Genomic DNA, 15,740 nt, shown 5'->3' on the forward strand with positions numbered 1-15,740 from the left:
ACTTTGCGCAATTTCACGACATAGAGGAGCACACATGTCCAGCACTGCCAGCGTCAGATTGCGCCCACTGGAACGGGACGATCTGGCGTTCGTCCATCAAATGGACAACAACGCCAGCGTCATGCGCTATTGGTTTGAAGAACCCTACGAAGCCTTTGTCGAGCTTTCCGATCTCTACGACAAGCACATTCACGATCAAAGCGAGCGGCGCTTTATCATCGAGCACGAAGGCGCCAAGGTCGGGCTGGTGGAACTGGTGGAGATCGACCACATCCACCGCCGCGCGGAATTCCAGATCATCATCGATCCTGCCCACCAGGGCAAAGGCTACGCCAGCACCGCCGCCCGCCTGGCGATGGACTACGGCTTCTCGGTGCTGAACCTGTACAAGCTGTACCTGATCGTCGACAAGGAAAACCCCAAGGCGATCCACATCTACAGCAAGCTGGGCTTCAACGTGGAAGGCGAACTGATCGACGAGTTCTTCGTCAACGGCGAATACCGCACCGTGCTGCGCATGTGCATCTTCCAGCCGCAGTATCTGGCGAAGTTCAAAACGCAGACCGGCGATAAAACGCTGGTTAAATGACAGTGAACATGAAAAAGAAAAACCCGCGCAAGCGGGTTTTTTATTGGCGAATAACTCGCTAGTATCCAAGGGGACATTTTCGCCAGAAAACGGCTTACCGAGAAACGAAAACATAATATTTAACCGAGATAATTAATCAAAAAAATTAATGGTGATAATAAGAGTTCACCGCTGCATTCCCCTACCAAGGACAAATTAAATGACTACAGCCTCAAACCTGCTTCTTTTTATCGGCCTGGCGATGTTCGCCATAGCCGCCGCTCTGAATATCTATAGCGGCTACACGACCGCTGCACCCAATAGCGCGTCGCTGTTTTCCACACTCTGGTGGGCACGCTGGTTCCCGCTCTATGCCTCGGGAGCCACATTGCTGTTGGTGGGTTTGGTGTTGCGGCTGAGCGGTAAAGCTCGTTAAGGGCCATCTGCCTGATATGGCCCTTATGGGTTATTTATCTTTCTTGCCCAACATGCGCATCAGCCATCCACGCTGCGGCTTTCTGGCGGGCGGCAAGTCGACGATGGGCTCCAGCGCCATATCGGCTGCGCTTTCCTGAGCCGCCGCGTCACGTTGGTGCCGACAACGCGCCTGATAGTCCGCTTCGTTTTGGCACAGATGGGGCCGCCATTTCTGCCAGAAAGCCTTGACGCGACGCAGGGACTCCCATTCATTAACCGACCAGGCCACGACGAAAATCGCCATCATCAGGTAGGCAAAAAAGAAGAATAAAAACCAAAACTTATTGCTGGCGGTCGCTTCGCTTTCCCCCAACGGAGGCACGGTGATATAGAAACCGCAGGCGATAGCCAGCGCGCTGACGATCAGGAACAGCATCAGCGAAACGCGCTGGCGCCGCAGCCGATTGGCATCCAGCGTGAACACGCCGTACTGGGTCAGGGTAAGCGAAACGCGGCGCAGGAAGCAGTTAAGATCCCGGTCACCCAATGCCGTGGAAGCGCGCCCCAGATAATCCACCAGCTGGTGCGCCACCCATACCGGCAGGCGAATGCCAATGCTTTCATACTGCGCCCTGGTTTGCAGCAGCGTCATATCGTTCTGCGGCCAGTCGCGCAGCGCCTGAATACGCGCCAACGCCGACAGGCGTTTCGCATCGCTGACGCGATCGAACCGGCAATTTCGCCGGGAATCATATCCCTTTAACCAACGTAAAAACCACCATGCCGCCGCAGAGATCAGCATAGGCAATAACAGGAGGGATAACTCTTTAATATAATTTTCATCAATATTCATGCTTATATCTTCCTTATATAAATAGGCATCCATTCATCGACCACAAAAATAAATAACATAATAGTAATCAATAATTGAGGTGATTAATAACAAGAAAACAAATATAAATAAATGCCGCACCAAAAGCTGAACTATTGGCGAGCGCTACCTATATAGCATTAATAACGCGGAGGCTGTAAGCAATATAATCGTTCTTTCACCTCCGAGGGCCCGTTATGCCGGCCGGATTTTTATCGCCGCTGCGCGGCGAAAACCCTCGGGTCTTCGCCGCCTCCTTCAACCGTAGCGCCCGGTAATATAATCCTCGGTGCGGCGCTGGCGCGGCGAAGTGAAAATGGCGTCGGTATCGTTGTACTCCACCAGCCGGCCCTGGTGAATAAAGGCGGTGTAATCGGAAACGCGCGCCGCCTGCTGCATGTTGTGCGTCACCAGCACCACGCTGTAGCGCTGCTTCAGCGCCGAGATCAGCTCTTCGATGGTCAGGGTGGAGATCGGATCCAGCGCCGAGGTCGGCTCGTCGAGCAGCAGCACCTCCGGCTCGATGGCGATAGCCCGGGCGATCACCAGCCGCTGCTGCTGGCCGCTGGAAAGCCGGAAGGCGTTTTCGCGCAGCCGGTCCTTCACTTCGTGCCACAGCGCGGCGGCGCGCAGCGATCGTTCCACCGCCTCGTCCAGCAGGCGCCGATCGCGCACGCCCTGCAGGCGCAGGCCGTACACCACGTTTTCATAGATTGACTTCGGGAAGGGGTTCGGCCGCTGGAACACCATGCCCACCCGCCGCCGCAGCGCCGCAACGTCGATTTGCGTGCCGGAGATCGGCGCGCCGTCGAGCTGCAAATCCCCCTCGATGCGGCAGTTGTCCACCAGATCGTTCATGCGGTTGAAGCAGCGCAGCAGCGTCGATTTTCCGCAGCCCGAAGGGCCGATCAAGGCCGTCACCCGGTGCTTCGGGATGCGCAGCGAAACGTCGTGCAGCACCTGTTTTTCACCATAGAACAGGTTCAGGCCATTGACCGCCAGCGCGGTCTGTTCATCATCCAAATGCTGGACATCCAGCCGGGGCAAACTGCCTGGCGTCATCAAACCCATTACGCACTCCCCAAGAATAGCGTCATCGTTACTGCGACCATGCCCTGTACTTCTCCCTCAACGAATGGCGGATGCCCATCGCCGCCAGATTCAAGCCCACCACGATCGTCACCAGCAGAAAGGCGGTGGCGAACACCAGCGGCCGCGCCGCCTCCACGCTGGGGCTCTGGAACGCCATATCGTAGATCTGGAAGCTGAGGTGCATAAACTTCCGCTCCAGATGCAGATACGGGAAAATATCGTCCACCGGCAGCACCGGCACCGACTTCACCACGCCCACCAGCATCAGCGGCGCGGTTTCGCCGGCGGCGCGCGCCACCGCCAGGATCAAACCGGTCATCATCGCCGGCGCCGCCATCGGCAACACGATGCGCCACAGCGTTTCGGCGCGGCTGGCGCCCAGCGCCATCGAGCCCTGACGCAGCGCGGCGGGAATGCGCGACAGCCCTTCCTCGGTGGCGACGATCACCACCGGCAGCGTCAGCAGCGCCAGCGTCAGCGCCGCCCACAGCACCCCGGGGGTGCCGAAGGTCGGGTTGGGCAAGGATTCAGGATAGAACAGCTGGTCGAGCGTGCCGCCAATCATATAAACAAAAAAGCCGAGGCCAAACACGCCGTAGACAATCGACGGCACGCCGGCCAGGTTGACCACCGCGATGCGGATCAGCCGGGTCAACAGGTTGTTGCCGGCATATTCGTGCAGATACACGGCGGCGATCACGCCGAACGGCATCACCACGATCGACATCAGGATCACCATCAGCACGGTGCCGAAGATCGCCGGGAACACCCCGCCTTCGGTATTGGCCTCGCGCGGGCTGTCGCTGAGGAATTTCTTCACCTGACTGCCCCAGTGAACCAGCTTCTGCGTGGCGCTCATGGCGTTCGGGTACCAGGCGTCGCGCACCTGGCTGAGCGGAATGGTCAGCGTCTGGCCGTGCATATCGCGCAGCAGCAGCGCATCGCGTTGGCGATCGCGATTCAGCCCGCTCAGCCGATCGGCCAGCGCGCGGTACTGGCGCCGCAGCTCCAGCCTTTCGGCCTTGATCGACGCCTGAGCGCGGGCATCCAGCTTATCGTCCTGCCGCAGGCGCTTTTCACGCAGCCGCAGCGTATCGAACCGCTGATTGATGCGCGCCATGTCGCGGAACTGGATATCGTGCGCCTGGCGCGACAGCGCGGCGATCTGCGGCAGACGCTGCTGCAGCGCCTGGCCGAGATTGCGGCCGGTCAGCGGCTGCCCGTCCTCCAGCAGGCCCGCCAGATAACCATAGGCGGTGCCGTTGCTGTTGCGTTCCAGCACCAGCAGGTCGCGCGGCGCGCTCTGGCGGCGAATGTCGCTGGCCAGCAGCGTGCGGAAATCCTGCCCCTCACGCTCGCGGTTGCCCACCTTGATCAGATAGCGCACCAGGTTCTGCGCCCCATCCGGCGGCGTTACGCCGGACTCGGCCAACTGCCGGCGCGAGATGTCCTGCTGCTGATACAGCTCGCCGATCACCGTCACCGGCCCGGCGGCGCTCTGGTTCAGCTCAAACTGATACACCGGGCTGGGCCAAAAATAGCGCATCCCCTGCCCGGCCAGCAGCAGCATGATGCCGATCAGCGCCAGCAGGCTGACGGCGACCGATCCGGCGGTCAGCCATACCCACGGCGAACCGCTTCTCACCCAGGCTCTCACGGCGCCTCCTGATTGGGGGTATAGCGTTTGCGCAGCCGCAGGCGCACCGCCTCCGCCAGCGTGTTGAACACAAAGGTGAAGATAAACAGCACCAGCGCGGTGAGGAACAGCACGCGGTAATGGCTGCTGCCGGAGACCGCCTCCGGCATCTCGATCGCAATATTGGCCGCCAGCGCGCGCAGCCCCTGGAACAGGCTGCCGTCGATGATCGGCGTATTGCCGGTGGCCATCAGCACTATCATGGTTTCCCCCACCGCGCGGCCAAAGCCGATCATCAGCGCGGAGAAAATGCCGGCGCTGGCCGAAGGCAGCACCACCCGCACCACGGTTTGCCACTGGGTCGCCCCCAACGCCAGCGATCCCTGGCTCAGGGTGGCGGGCACGCTGAACAGCGCGTCCTCCGCCAGCGAGAAGATGATCGGCACCAGCGCGAAGCCCATCGCCACCCCCACCACCAGCGCGTTGCGCTGATCGTAGTCGTCCCCCAGCCAGAAATGCAGCGGCTCGCCGAACAGCGCCACTTCCAGCCACGGCCCGATGCCGAACGCCAGCCAGACGGTCAGCGCCAGCAACGGCAGCAGGATCACCAGATCGCCGCCCGGCCGGCGGCGCGGCGCCAGGCGGTTGACCGCTCCGCCGCACAGCAGCACCGCCGCGGCCAGCAGCAATGGCAGCGCCAGCATCGCCAGCAAATAGTGTTCGATCACCGGCGCCAGCCAAATGCCGGCCACCAGGCCGATCACCACCGTCGGCAGCGCGCCCATCACTTCGATGGCGGGTTTGATCACCCGGCGCAGCGCCGGCGTCATAAAGTAGGCGGTGTACATTGCGCCGGCCAGCGCCAGCGGAATGGCGAACAGCATCGCATAGCCCGCCGCCTTGAAAGTGCCGAAAATCACCGGCATCAGGCTGAACTTGGGCTGGTAGCTGTCTTCGCCGGAGGTGGACTGCCAGACATAGGCCGGCTGCGGGTAGTTCTCGTACCACACCTTGCCCCACAGCGAACGCCAGGTGACATCCGGATACGGGTTATCGAGGGCGTAGCGTTGCCAGCCCTGGGCGGTTTCCAGCAGCAGCCCGTCGCCGCGCGGCGCAAACGCCATCTGCGTCGCCTCGCCGCCGAGCCGCGCATTCAGCAGCGGCTGGGATTGAATGCTGGAAAACAGCGAAAAACCGCCGTCGGGCCGCAGGGTGGCGAACACCCGCCGGTACGGCTCGGCCACCAGCAGCTCCTGCGCCATCGCCGGGTGATTGAAATGCTGCACCGGGATCAGTTGCCAACGCCGGTCCTTTTCCACATCGAACCATTCGCGCACCTTGCCGTCGGCGCCGGCGATCAGCAACGCGCTGCCGCCGGGCAACGCCGTCATTCGATAGGGCGGGTGTTCGCCGAGCACCCGCGTTTCGCGCAGCGCCAGCTGTGCGCCGCTGATCTGATAGCGCGCCAGCCGGTTACCCGCCAACAGGTACAGCTGGCGGCCGTCCGGCGTCAGCACCAGCTGCTGCGCGCCGCCTTCCAGCGCAAACGCGCTCAGCTGCGGCGCCCGATCGGGGCTAAAGCGGCCGAAGACCAGGCGGTTGTCTTGCGTCACGCCGGCCAGCAAATACTGGCCGCGCTGCGCCTGCGCCAACGACAGCAACTTCAGCGCTCGCCCCTGTTTGTCCAGCGGCAGCGGCCGCTGGCCGAGCGGGAACGCCCACCGCGGCAGCGCGGTTTCCGCCGCGGCGAAATCCGCCTGCGCCACCACAACCCGGCCATCGGCCTGCGCCAGCGCAAACAGGTCGCGTTCGCCGGCCGCCTGGCTGAGCAGCGTCGGTTTGGCCAGCAGCCCCTGCCGAGCCAAGGGTTCGGCGGTTTTGCCCTGCGGCGGCGCGAGGCGATAGAACTGGCCGTCGCCCCGGGCATCGATGCGATAACCGATGCGCTGCTGCACGTCCATGCCCAGCGCCAGCGCCGGCGCAGCGGCCTGGATCGGCAGCGGCTGCGCCTGGCCCATCGACGCCGGTTTGAACAGCGGCAGCACCGCAAACAGCAGATACACGAAGATCAGCATCAGCGTCATCAGCACCAGCAGCCCGCTGACGGTCACCGCCGCCTGCACGCCACGGTCGATGCGCCCGCGCAAGCGATCCCGGGGATGTTGATTTACCGTAGTCTGTGCCATGTCTCTCGCTGTCGCTGATGGAACCGGGCTTGCGCCGTAAGATAACCGGGCATCTTATGTCAGTTTTGTGACGTTTGCATGACAAACTTGCCCGATTCGCCCTGAGCATTTTCCACTGCCCGGGGGCAATATGCCGCGAATATATTGCTGAAAAATGATGGCAATCCCACCCTCTTCCCCCCATGACGAGCGCGACGGCCATCATTTTGTAGCGCTCCGGCGCGCCGCACTTTCCTCCCGCCGCCGAAAACTTTTCGGCGCGATAAAATGCCGCGCGCCAACGCAATGGATATGTTGGACTTTCCTGTCAATCTCTCGCAATAATGATGCAGGACAATAGAGCGGCATCCGGGCGCTGCGTCCCGGATCCTTTTCTAAAATTGAACTGGAGTGGCAATGGGTCAGGAAAAGCTCTACATCGAAAAAGAACTAAGCTGGTTATCCTTTAATGAACGCGTGTTGCAGGAAGCCGCAGATAAGAGCAATCCCCTGATTGAGCGCATGCGTTTTCTGGGCATTTACTCCAACAACCTCGACGAGTTCTATAAGGTCCGCTTCGCCGATCTCAAGCGGCGTATCCTGATCAGCGAAGAGCAAGGCTCCGCCGGCGCCTCGCGCCACCTGCTGAAAAAGATCCAGGCCAAGGTATTAAAAACCGATCAAGAATTCGACAGCCTGTATAACGATCTGCTGCTGGAAATGGCGCGCAATCAAATCTTCCTGATCAACGAACGCCAGGTGTCCGAAAACCAGCAAATTTGGCTGCGGCAATATTTCAAACAGCATCTGCGTCAGCACATCACGCCGATCCTGATCAATCACGACACCAATCTGGTGCAGTTCCTGAAAGACGATTACACCTATCTGGCGGTGGAAATTATCCGCGGCGCGCGCATCGACTACGCGCTGCTGGAAATCCCGTCCGACAAGGTACCGCGCTTCGTCAACCTGCCGCCGGAAGCGCCGCGCCGCCGCAAGCCGATGATCCTGCTGGACAACATTCTGCGCTACTGCCTGGACGACATCTTCAAGGGCTTCTTCGACTACGACGCGCTCAACGCCTATTCGATGAAAATGACCCGCGATGCGGAATACGATCTGGTGACCGAGATGGAGTCCAGCCTGCTGGAACTGATGTCCTCCAGCCTGAAGCAGCGTCTCACCGCCGAGCCGGTGCGCTTCGTTTATCAGCGCGACATGCCGAACGAGATGGTGGAGCTGCTGCGCGGCAAGCTCGGCATCTCCAACTACGATTCGGTGATCGCCGGCGGCCGCTACCATAATTTCAAAGACTTCATCGGCTTCCCGAACGTCGGCAAGGCCAACCTGGTCAACAAGCCGCTGCCGCGGCTGCGCCATATCTGGTTCGACCGCTTCCGCAACGGCTTCGACGCCATCCGCGAACAGGACGTGCTGCTGTATTACCCGTACCACACCTTCGAGCACGTGCTGGAACTGCTGCGCCAGGCGTCGTTCGATCCGAGCGTGCTGGCGATCAAAATCAATATCTACCGCGTGGCGAAAGACTCGCGCATCATCGAATCGATGATCCACGCGGCGCACAACGGCAAAAAGGTCACGGTGGTGGTCGAGCTGCAGGCGCGCTTCGACGAAGAGGCCAACATCCACTGGGCCAAGCGCCTGACCGAAGCCGGGGTGCACGTCATTTTCTCGGCGCCGGGGCTGAAAATTCACGCCAAGCTGTTCCTGATCTCGCGCCGTGAAGGCGACCAAATTGTGCGCTATGCTCATATCGGCACCGGCAACTTCAACGAAAAGACCGCGCGCATTTACACCGACTATTCGTTGCTGACCGCCGACGCGCGCATTACCAACGAAGTGCGCCGGGTGTTCAACTTTATCGAGAACCCGTATCGCCCGGTTACCTTCGACAACCTGATGGTATCGCCGCAGAACTCGCGGCTGAAGCTGTACGAGCTGATCGACAACGAAATCGCCAACGCCCAGGCCGGGGAACAGGCCGGCATTATGCTGAAAATCAACAATCTGGTGGATAAAGGGCTGGTAGATCGGTTATATACCGCATCGGGCGCCGGCGTAAAAATACGCCTGCTGGTGCGTGGCATGTGTTCTTTGATTCCCAACCTGCCGGGGATCAGTGACAATATCCAGGTGATCAGCATCGTCGACCGCTATCTGGAACACGATCGGGTGTACGTTTTCGACAACAAAGGTGACAAACGGGTGTATCTGTCCTCCGCGGACTGGATGACCCGCAACATAGATTACCGCATCGAAGTGGCGGTATCGCTGCTGGATCCGACGCTGAAACAGCGCGTTCTGGACATTCTGGAGATCCTGTTCAGCGATACGGTCAAAGCCCGCTATCTAGATAAAGAACTGAGCAACCAGTACGTGCCGCGCGGCAACCGCCGCAAGGTGCGCTCACAGGTGGCTATTTACGAGTATTTAAAAGCTCTGGAACAACCGGGACAGTAGGCCAGCAACTATGCCGCTAAAAAGCACCGCAACGAACAAACCGCAGGAATTCGCTGCCATCGACCTCGGGTCGAACAGCTTCCACATGGTGATAGCCCGCGTCGTCAACGGCGCCTTACAGGTGTTGGGCCGTTTAAAACAGCGGGTGCACCTCGCCGATGGATTGGACAGCAACAATGTGCTCAGTGAAGAGGCAATAGAACGCGGCCTGGCCTGTCTGGCGCTGTTCGCCGAACGGCTGCAGGGCTTCCCTGCCGATAACGTCACCATCGTCGGCACCCATACCCTGCGCCAGGCGGTGAATGCCGAGGTGTTCCTCAAGCGCGCCGCCAAGGTCATCCCCTACCCGATCGAAATCATCGCCGGCCAGGAAGAGGCGCGTTTGATCTTCATGGGCGTGGAGCACACCCAGCCGGAGAAAGGCCGCAAGCTGGTGATCGACATCGGCGGCGGCTCCACCGAGCTGGTGATCGGCGAAGATTTCGAACCGCTGCTGGCGGAAAGCCGCCGCATGGGCTGCGTCAGCTTCGCCCAGATGTTCTTCCCGGGCGGGGAAATCAGCAAGAACAACTTCCGCCGCGCGCGCCTTGCCGCGGCGCAGAAGCTGGAAACCCTGGCCTGGCAGTACCGCATTCAGGGTTGGCAGTACGCGCTCGGCGCCTCGGGCACCATCAAGGCCGCGCACGAAGTGCTGGTGGCGATGGGCGAAAAAGACGGCCTGATCACGCTGGATCGGCTGGAAATGCTCGCCGATCAGGTGCTGCAGTTCAAAAACTTCAACGCATTGAGCCTGCCGGGGCTGTCGGAAGACCGCCAGTCGGTGTTCGTGCCGGGGCTGGCCATCCTGTGCGGGGTATTCGACGCGCTGGCGATCCGCGATCTGCGCCTGTCCGACGGCGCGCTGCGCGAGGGCGTGCTGTATGAAATGGAAGGCCGCTTCCGCCATCAGGACATCCGCAGCCGTACCGCCAAAAGCCTGGCCGATCACTACAATATCGACCGCGAACAGGCCAAGCGGGTGCTGGAAACCACCGAACTGCTGTATTCACAATGGATGGCGCAGAATACCAAGCTGGTGCATCCGCAGCTGGAAGCCTTGCTGAAGTGGGCCGCCATGCTGCACGAGGTGGGGCTGAGCATCAACCACAGCGGCATGCACCGCCATTCGGCCTACATCCTGCAGAACTCCAACCTGCCGGGCTTCAACCAGGAACAGCAGCTGCTGCTGGCGGCGTTGGTGCGCTTCCACCGCAAGGGCATCAAGCTGGAAGAGCTGCCGCGCCTGAACCTGTTCAAGAAAAAGCATTACCTGCCGCTGATCCAGCTGCTGCGGCTGAGCACCCTGCTCAACAACCAGCGCCAGTCGACCACCACGCCCGAGACGCTGCGCCTGAGCACCGACGACAATCACTGGACGCTGCGTTTCCCGAACGGTTATCTGACGCAAAACAACCTGGTGCAGCTGGACTTCGAACGCGAGCAGGCCTACTGGAACGACGTCGTCGGCTGGAAGCTGATGATCGAGGAAGAAGGCTCGCAGGACGCACAGCGCTCAGCCTGATCCCCCGCCCCCTGCCAGCCGGGGGGTTTTTCTTTCAGCCCTCGTCCCGTCAACCTAAACGAAACCCTAATACGCCGCGCCGCGTGCCGGAAATAAATAGACAATTTTTGTCATCGCCCCCTAAAATTCCGGTTACAATTTCCCCCATCAGCCAACACAGGAAACCGCATGCCGGGTGATATATGCGTAAAAAGACCACCGGACAAATGACGAAGATCGTGTTGTTTATCAGCTTTATCATTTTGGTTGGCCGCCTGCTGTACGCCGCCGTGGTGGCGGTGCCCCATCATCAGGAAAAGAAGCTCGCCCCGTATCAAAACGCCACCGAAGTCAGTGGAGAAAAGCCGGACAGCTCGCCCTGAAGCGCCCAACGCGCCCGCCCGTTTCATAAAAATGACTCCTGCGCTCGCTATGCTCTATCTTTGAGAGAGCCCCAGTAAGGAACCCGAGTGCCCGTTAAGGAATACCATGTCTGCCGCTACGCATAACGTCAAAAAAGTCGCTGAACATCGCCAGCGCATTCTTTCGCTGCTGTTAAACAACAAGGATCTGGTCGACGGCATTCTCGGCCGCCCGGGGGATGAAAACTCGCTCGGCAAGAGCGAACTGCTGAACCAGACGGCGGAAATCACCGGCCTGCTGGACGACATGCACGCCGCCGACCTGGCGGACCTGCTGGAAGCCTTGCCGCAGGACGAACGCCTGGCGCTGTGGCGGCTGGTCGGCAACGCCAAGCGCGGCCAGACGCTGGTGGAAGTGGCCGAACCGGTGTGGGACAGCCTGATCGAAGAGATGAGCGACAAAGACCTGCTCAAGGCGATCAAAACGCTGGACGTCGACGAGCAGGCCTACCTGGCGCAATACCTGCCGCGCAACCTGATGGGCCGCCTGTTGACCTCGCTGGAGCCGGAACAGCGCGCCCAGGTGCGCGAGATGATCCACTACGGCAAGGACACCGTCGGCTGGATGATGGATTTCGAACTGGTGACGGTGCGCCCGGATGTCACCCTCGGCGCGGTGCACCGCTTCCTGCGCATGCGCAAAACCATTCCGGACGCCACCGACAAACTGTTCGTCACCGATCGCAAGAATACCCTGCTGGGCGAACTGCCGCTCACCGCGGTGCTGCTGAACGACCCGGAGACGCCGGTGCGGGAGGTCATGGACAGCGACCCCGCCCGTTTCCTGCCCGAAGAAAAGGCCGACGAAGCGGCCGGCGCCTTCGAACGTTATGACCTGATCAGCGCGCCGGTGGTCGATGCCAAAGGCAAGCTGATGGGCCGCCTGACCATTGAAGAGATCGTGGATGCGGTCAACGAGGAAAGCGACAGCAACCTGCGCCGCATGGGCGGCCTGAGCCCGGAAGAAGACGTGTTCGCGCCGGTCAGCAAGGCGGTGAAAACCCGTTGGGCCTGGCTGGCCATCAACCTGTGCACCGCGTTTATCGCCTCGCGGGTCATCGGCCTGTTCGAGCACACCATTTCGCAGCTGGTGGCGCTGGCGGCCTTGATGCCGATCGTCGCCGGCATCGGCGGCAATACCGGCAACCAGACCATCACCATGATCGTCCGCGCGCTGGCGCTGCACCAGATCGAGGTCGGCAACATCTCGCGCCTGCTGCTCAGAGAGCTGGGGGTCGCCATCATCAACGGCGTGGTGTGGGGCGGCATCATGGGCGTGGTCACCTGGCTGCTGTATGGCGATCTGGCGATGGGCGGCGTGATGACGCTGGCGATGATCCTCAACCTGCTGGTGGCGGCGCTGATGGGCGTGGTGATCCCGATGACCATGCTCAAGCTGGGCCGCGATCCGGCGGTGGGCTCCAGCGTGCTGATCACCGCGCTGACCGACACCGGCGGCTTCTTTATCTTCCTCGGCCTCGCCACGGTATTTCTGCTTTAACCGCTTATTCCGCCAGCGGCGCCCAGCCGTCGTTGTGCCACAGGTGCAGCGTGGCGTAGGAGCGCCACGGGCGCCAACGCTCGGCATAGCGCTCAATCTGGCGCGGCGTCATGCCGGGGAAACGTTGTTTGATCAGGTAATCACCCGCCAGGAACACGTCCGGCCATGACCAGGCGCGCATGGCGATATAGCTGGCGGTCCAGCTGCCGATGCCCGGCAACGCGGTCAGCGCCTTGATGCCCTGTTCGATATCCAGCACGTTATCGAGCTGCAGCCGCCCTTCGCCGTGCGCTCTGGCGATCTCAATCAGCGCCGCCGCGCGCTTCAGCTGCACGCCGAGCGGGCGCAGCGCTTCCGGCTGCAGCTGCGCCACCCGTTCGGCGCTTGGGAACACGTGGGTGATGCCGTCCTGCGGCTGTTCCAATGGCGTTCCCCAGCGCTCCGCCATGCGGCCGGCGAAGGTCGCCGCCATCTTCACGCTGACCAGTTGCCCCAACACCGCGCGCACCGCCTGTTCAAAGCTGTTGACGCAGCCCGGCAGGCGCAGGCCCGGCGCATCGGCGGCCAGCGCGCCCAACGCCTGGGCTATCAGGTCCGGCGCGGCGTCCAGGTCAAACAGCTGGCGGATGCGGCGCAGCACTTCGGTGGTGGCCCGGCTCAGCGACGGCGCTATCTCTACCCGCACCCGGTTGTGCGCCTCCTCCGGCTGCACGCTGATCCAGCCGCGGTATTCCGTTCCGCCCAGGCTGACGGCGATAGAGCGCAGATACTGCCGCCCCTCCACCCTCTCCACGCCCTGCACCGCACGCGCCTGCAGGAAGTTCAGCATCCGCGGCCAGTCATAGGGCGGCCGATACCCCAAATGAAACACCAGCCCGCTGGCGGCGGTGCGTGCGTTGCGGCCGCTGCGCAGCGCCGAGGGGATCAGCCGGTAGCGCGCCTTGAACAGCTCGTTGAAGCGTCGCAGGCTGCCGAAACCGGCGGCGAATGCCACCTCGCTCAGCGGCAGATCGGTATCGGCCAGCAGCCGTTTGGCCTGCAGCAAACGGTGCGACTGGGCGTAATCGATCGGCGAAGCGCCGAACTGCTCGGCGAAGATGCGCCGCAGATGGCGATCGGAGATGCCCAATCGCGCCGCCAGTTGCTCGCAGCTGTGCTCAGACAGATAGCCTTGCTCGATCAGCTGCACCGCCACCTGGGCGTAACGGTTGCCCAGATCGATCAGCGCCAGGCCGGGCGCCAGCTCGGGCCGGCACTTCAGACAGGGGCGAAAACCCGCCAGCTCGGCGGCGGCCGCGCTCGGGTAGAAGGTGCAGTTTTCAATCTTCGGCGTGCGGGCGCTGCATACCGGACGACAGTAAATGCCGGTAGAGGAAACGCCGACGAAGAAACGGCCGTCAAACTTGCGGTCGCGGGCGCGCAATGCCTCGTAGAACGCCTGTTGTGAATAATTCATGGCAACGCTCGGGGTCAGTTTTTTGTGCATTATGGCGCCCGCCTGGCGCGCTGACGTGCGGAATTCGGACATCAAGATGTGCTCCTAAGTTAAGCATGCCGCCGCGCCCGGCGCTAAATTTTTCCACACTCGGGCATAGGCACGTTGCCCGGCGGCGCAGTCTCGGGTAAAGTCGCCCCCCTTCATTGGCATGGGGACTGAGAAAAGACATGTTTATTGGATTCGATTATGGAACGGCCAACTGTTCCGTCGCAGTGATGCGCGACAACGGCCCCGAGCTGCTGACGCTGGAAAATAACGAGCCGTATCTGCCGTCGATGCTGTGCGCACCGTCCCGCGAAGCGGTGAGCGAGTGCCTGCATCGCCATTGGCAGGTACCGACCGGCAGCGAAGAAAACCAGCAGCTGCTGCGCCGGGCGATAAGCTACAACCGCGAAGAGGACATCCCGGTCGGCGGCGACAGCCTGCAGTTTGGCCTGCAGGCGTTGGCGCAGTATGTGGAAGATCCGGAAGACGTGTATTTCGTGCGCTCGCCGAAGTCCTTCCTCGGCGCCAACGGCCTGAAACCGCAGCAGATCGCGCTGTTTGAAGACCTGGTGTGCGCCATGATGTTCCACATCAAGCGCCAGGCGGAAAGCGAGCTGCAGACCGGCATCGATCAGGCGGTGATCGGCCGGCCGATCAACTTCCAGGGCATCGGCGGCGAAGAAGCCAACCGCCAGGCACAGGGCATTCTGCAGCGCGCCGCCGAACGCGCCGGCTTTAAGGACATCGAATTCCAGTTCGAGCCGGTGGCGGCGGGGCTGGACTTCGAAGCGACGCTGAGCGAAGAGCAAACCGTGCTGGTGGTTGATATCGGCGGCGGCACCACCGACTGCTCGGTGCTGCTGATGGGCCCGCAGTGGCGCGATCGCGCCGACCGCCAGCAAAGCCTGCTGGGACACAGCGGCTGCCGCGTCGGCGGTAACGATCTGGATATCATGCTGGCTTTCAAACAGCTGATGCCGCTGTTCGGCATGGGCGGCGAAACCGAAAAGGGCATCGCCCTGCCGGCGCTGCCCTACTGGAATGCGGTGGCGACCAACGACGTGCCGGCGCAGATGGATTTTTACAGCTCCGCCAACGGGCGCATGCTGCGCGACCTGATCCGCGACGCCGCCGAGCCGGAGAAGGTCAAACGCCTGCTCAAGGTGCACCAGCAGCGCCTGAGCTATCGGTTGGTGCGCGCGGCCGAGGAGAGTAAAATCGCCCTGTCCGGCCAGCAGAGCGTCAGCGCGCCGCTGGCCTTCGTGCAGCCCGAGCTGGCGGAAACCATCGGCCAGCATCAGCTCGCCGAGGCCATTTCGCAACCGCTGATGCGCATTCAGGAACAGGTCAACGCCGCGCTGGCCAGCAGCCAGAGCGCGCCGCAGGTGATCTACCTGACCGGCGGCAGCGCCCGTTCGCCGCTGCTGCGCGCCGCGCTGCAACAACAGCTGCCGGGCATTCCGATCGTCGGCGGCAACGACTTCGGCTCGGTGACCGCCGGGTTGGCGCGCTGGGCGCAAACGCTGTTCCGCTAATCGCCATGGGGCGCGGCCTGCCGCGCCCC

At 61.8% G+C, this 15,740-nt stretch carries 12 protein-coding genes; 7 read left to right on the plus strand and 5 right to left on the minus strand.

Annotation, left to right across the window (positions count from 1 at the left end; translation table 11 throughout):
• The first annotated feature begins 34 nt into the window (after positions 1-34).
• A complete protein-coding gene (gene speG, locus CKW09_RS18285; protein ID WP_061796628.1) occupies positions 35-589 on the plus strand; it encodes a spermidine N1-acetyltransferase in 555 nt (184 codons plus the stop codon).
• Between the two features lie 199 nt (positions 590-788).
• Positions 789-1,004: a hypothetical protein gene (locus CKW09_RS18290; protein WP_095098697.1), complete on the plus strand. Its 216-nt coding sequence runs from the start codon at positions 789-791 to the stop codon at positions 1,002-1,004.
• A gap of 30 nt (positions 1,005-1,034) precedes the next feature.
• Here the strand turns inward: CKW09_RS18290 and CKW09_RS18295 are convergent, their stop codons facing one another.
• The 4 genes from CKW09_RS18295 to CKW09_RS18310 form a co-directional block, all read right to left on the minus strand.
• Positions 1,035-1,838, minus strand: a complete 804-nt coding sequence (locus CKW09_RS18295) for a hypothetical protein (RefSeq protein ID WP_095098700.1) — start codon at positions 1,836-1,838, stop codon at positions 1,035-1,037.
• Between the two features lie 276 nt (positions 1,839-2,114).
• The gene (pstB, locus tag CKW09_RS18300; protein WP_061796624.1) at positions 2,115-2,927 is read right to left on the minus strand and encodes a phosphate ABC transporter ATP-binding protein PstB; all 813 of its coding nucleotides are present in this window, start codon (positions 2,925-2,927) and stop codon (positions 2,115-2,117) included.
• Between the two features lie 28 nt (positions 2,928-2,955).
• Positions 2,956-4,605 carry a phosphate ABC transporter permease PstA gene (pstA, locus tag CKW09_RS18305; protein ID WP_061796622.1) on the minus strand — a complete coding sequence of 550 codons (1,650 nt, stop codon included), beginning with the start codon at positions 4,603-4,605 and terminating at the stop codon, positions 2,956-2,958.
• The gene (locus CKW09_RS18310; RefSeq protein WP_095098703.1) at positions 4,602-6,770 is read right to left on the minus strand and encodes an ABC transporter permease subunit; all 2,169 of its coding nucleotides are present in this window, start codon (positions 6,768-6,770) and stop codon (positions 4,602-4,604) included. Before CKW09_RS18310 ends, pstA begins: the two co-directional genes overlap by 4 nt.
• A 396-nt stretch (positions 6,771-7,166) precedes the next feature.
• Between CKW09_RS18310 and ppk1 the strand changes: the two genes are divergently transcribed.
• From ppk1 to mgtE, 4 genes are all read left to right on the plus strand, one after another.
• The gene (gene ppk1 / locus CKW09_RS18315; RefSeq protein WP_061796618.1) at positions 7,167-9,230 is read left to right on the plus strand and encodes a polyphosphate kinase 1; all 2,064 of its coding nucleotides are present in this window, start codon (positions 7,167-7,169) and stop codon (positions 9,228-9,230) included.
• A gap of 10 nt (positions 9,231-9,240) precedes the next feature.
• A complete protein-coding gene (gene ppx, locus CKW09_RS18320; protein WP_061796616.1) occupies positions 9,241-10,791 on the plus strand; it encodes an exopolyphosphatase in 1,551 nt (516 codons plus the stop codon).
• Positions 10,792-10,973: 182 nt separating this feature from the next.
• Positions 10,974-11,153, plus strand: a complete 180-nt coding sequence (locus CKW09_RS18325) for a YfgG family protein (RefSeq protein ID WP_061796615.1) — start codon at positions 10,974-10,976, stop codon at positions 11,151-11,153.
• A gap of 106 nt (positions 11,154-11,259) precedes the next feature.
• Positions 11,260-12,693: a magnesium transporter gene (gene mgtE, locus CKW09_RS18330; protein WP_095098706.1), complete on the plus strand. Its 1,434-nt coding sequence runs from the start codon at positions 11,260-11,262 to the stop codon at positions 12,691-12,693.
• A 4-nt stretch (positions 12,694-12,697) separates the two neighbouring features.
• Here the strand turns inward: mgtE and alkA are convergent, their stop codons facing one another.
• Positions 12,698-14,179, minus strand: a complete 1,482-nt coding sequence (gene alkA, locus CKW09_RS18335; protein WP_061796683.1) for a DNA-3-methyladenine glycosylase 2 — start codon at positions 14,177-14,179, stop codon at positions 12,698-12,700.
• Positions 14,180-14,358: 179 nt separating this feature from the next.
• Here alkA and yegD point away from each other — a divergent pair, with 179 nt between their 5' ends.
• On the plus strand, positions 14,359-15,711 hold the full coding sequence (yegD, locus tag CKW09_RS18340) for a molecular chaperone (RefSeq protein ID WP_061796610.1): 1,353 nt from the start codon (positions 14,359-14,361) through the stop codon (positions 15,709-15,711).
• The last annotated feature ends 29 nt before the right edge of the window (positions 15,712-15,740 follow it).

This window comes from Serratia ficaria (assembly GCF_900187015.1).
Lineage (GTDB): Bacteria > Pseudomonadota > Gammaproteobacteria > Enterobacterales > Enterobacteriaceae > Serratia > Serratia ficaria.